The organism is Streptomyces sp. SM10, assembly GCF_002910915.1.
In the GTDB taxonomy this organism is placed as follows: Bacteria; Actinomycetota; Actinomycetes; order Streptomycetales; family Streptomycetaceae; genus Streptomyces.
This window is the reverse complement of record NZ_NEUF01000145.1, coordinates 1-2,414: the sequence shown is the minus strand read 5'-3', so window position 1 is coordinate 2,414 and position 2,414 is coordinate 1. Positions and strand designations below refer to the sequence as shown.

Below are 2,414 nucleotides of genomic sequence, written 5' to 3'. Positions count from 1 at the left end.
CGCCTCATACAACTCACGACCCATACCCGACCGCTGCGCACCCTGACCCGAGAACAACACCGCCGACCGGCCTGACGAGACCGTTCCCCTGGTCGTCAGGTCACCGATGACCACCGCACGGTGATTCATGGCCGCACGCGTCGTCACCAGCGAGAACCCCACGTCCAGCGGTTCGTGCTCCCGGGCGAACGGGGAGAGCCGTGCCACCTGCGCCGACAGGCCGGCCTCGGACTTCGCCGACACCACCCACGGCACCACCGGCAGAGCCACCGTAGGCTCGTGGCGCTCCTCGACCACCGGGATGTGCTCGACGATCACGTGGGCGTTGGTTCCGCTGATCCCGAACGACGACACACCCGCCCGGCGCGCCTCGCCCGTCTCCGGCCACGCCACCGACTCCGTCAGCAACTCCACCGAACCCGCCGACCAGTCCACCTGAGGTGTCGGCGCGTCGACATGGAGGGTACGCGGCAGCGTTCCATGCCGCATCGCCATCACCATCTTGATGACACCGGCAACGCCGGCCGCGGCCTGGGTGTGACCGATGTTCGATTTGATCGATCCGAGCCACAACGGACGGCCCTCCGACCGCCCCTGCCCGTACGTCGCCAGCAGCGCCTGCGCCTCGATCGGGTCGCCCAGCGTCGTACCCGTACCGTGCGCCTCCACCGCGTCCACCTGCACCGGGGACAGCCCGGCGTTCGCCAGCGCCTGCCGGATCACCCGCTGCTGCGACGGACCGTTCGGCGCCGTCAGACCGTTCGAAGCACCGTCCTGGTTCACCGCGCTGCCCCGCACCACCGCCAGCACCTCGTGCCCATGGTGCCGCGCGTCCGACAGGCGCTCCAGGAGCAGCATGCCCACGCCCTCACCCCAGCCGGTACCGTCGGCGCCCGCGGCGAACGACTTGCACCGGCCGTCCGCAGCCAGGCCACGCTGACGGCTGAACTCGATGAAGCTGCCCGGGGTGGCCATCACACTGGCACCGCCGGCCAGCGCCATCGAACACTCGCCCGACCGCAGGGCCTGCGCCGCGAGGTGCAGGGCCACCAGGGAGGACGAGCAAGCGGTGTCGACCGTTACGGCAGGGCCTTCGAGACCGAGCGTGTACGAGACACGGCCGGATACGACGCTGCCGGAGGTACCGGTGGCGAGGTATCCCTCGACACCTTCCGGGACGGTGGCGAGCTGAGCCACGTAGTCGTGGTACATCAGCCCGGCGAAGACGCCGGTGCTCGTGCCGCGTAGTGACGCCGGGTCGATCCCCGCCGACTCGATGGCCTCCCAGGAGCCCTCCAGCAAAAGCCTCTGCTGGGGGTCCATCGCCAGCGCCTCACGCGGCGAGATCCCGAAGAAGCCCGGGTCGAACTCCGCCGCGTCGTGCAGGAAGCCGCCTTCGCGGGTGAAGGAGGTGCCGGGGTTGTCCGGGTCGGGATCATAAAGCCCTTCCACGTCCCAGTTCCGGTCCGTGGGCAGGCCCGTGATGCCCTCGTGGCCACCGGCCACCAGCTCCCACAGCTTGCGGGGCGACTCCGCTCCTCCGGGGAACCGGCAGCTCATGCCCACGATGACGACCGGGTCGTCCTCGGTGGCGGTGGCGGTCAGGGCCGGCCGGCCGGTGGCGACTTCAGCCTGTACGCCGACGATCTCGGTCCGTACGTAGTCGGCCATCGCGAACGGCGTCGGGTAGTCGAACACCAGCGTGGCCGGCAGGCGCAGTCCCGTGGCCGCACTCATTCGGTTGCGGAGCTCGACAGCGGTGAGCGAGTCGAAGCCCAGCTCGGTGAACGCCCGCTCAGGCTGCACCGCCTCGCCGGAGTCGTGCCCGAGGACAGCAGCCGCTTGGGCTCTGACCAGATCCTGCACCAACTGGTGCTGTTCGGCTGGAGGGAGGGCAAGGAGGGTGCGTCCGAAGGATGCGGATCGATCGGTGCCGGAGTCGGCCTGCCGCCGGTCAGGCACCCGTACCAGGCCCCGCAGCATCAGCGGAGTCATCTCCGGCCGTACCCGCAGGGCAGCCATGTCGACACGGATCGGCACCAGCACGGCCTCGTCGGCCAGGCCGCCGGCCAGGTCGAACAGCTCGAGCCCCTGCTCCGAGGACAACGGCGTCAGACCGCCCCGGGCCATCCGCCGCAGATCATCCGCGCCGAGCTGCCCGGTCATCTCGCTGGCCTGGGCCCACAAGCCCCAGGCCAGGGACTGCCCCGCCAGCCCCTCCGCCTTCCGCACTTCGGCCAGGGCATCGAGGAACGCGTTCGCCGCCGCGTAGTTCGCCTGCCCCGCACCACCGAACACACCGGCCGCCGAGGAGAACAACGTGAACATCGACAAATCCATGCCACGCGTCAACTCATGCAGATTCCACGCCGCATCAACCTTCGGCCGCAACACCGCCGACAACCGCTCCGACG

General features: G+C 70.0%; 1 protein-coding gene. It reads right to left on the bottom strand.

From position 1 onward, the window contains the following. A partial coding sequence (locus B9S57_RS23110) for a beta-ketoacyl synthase N-terminal-like domain-containing protein (RefSeq protein WP_146057793.1) occupies positions 1–2,414 on the bottom strand: 2,414 nt, incomplete at both ends.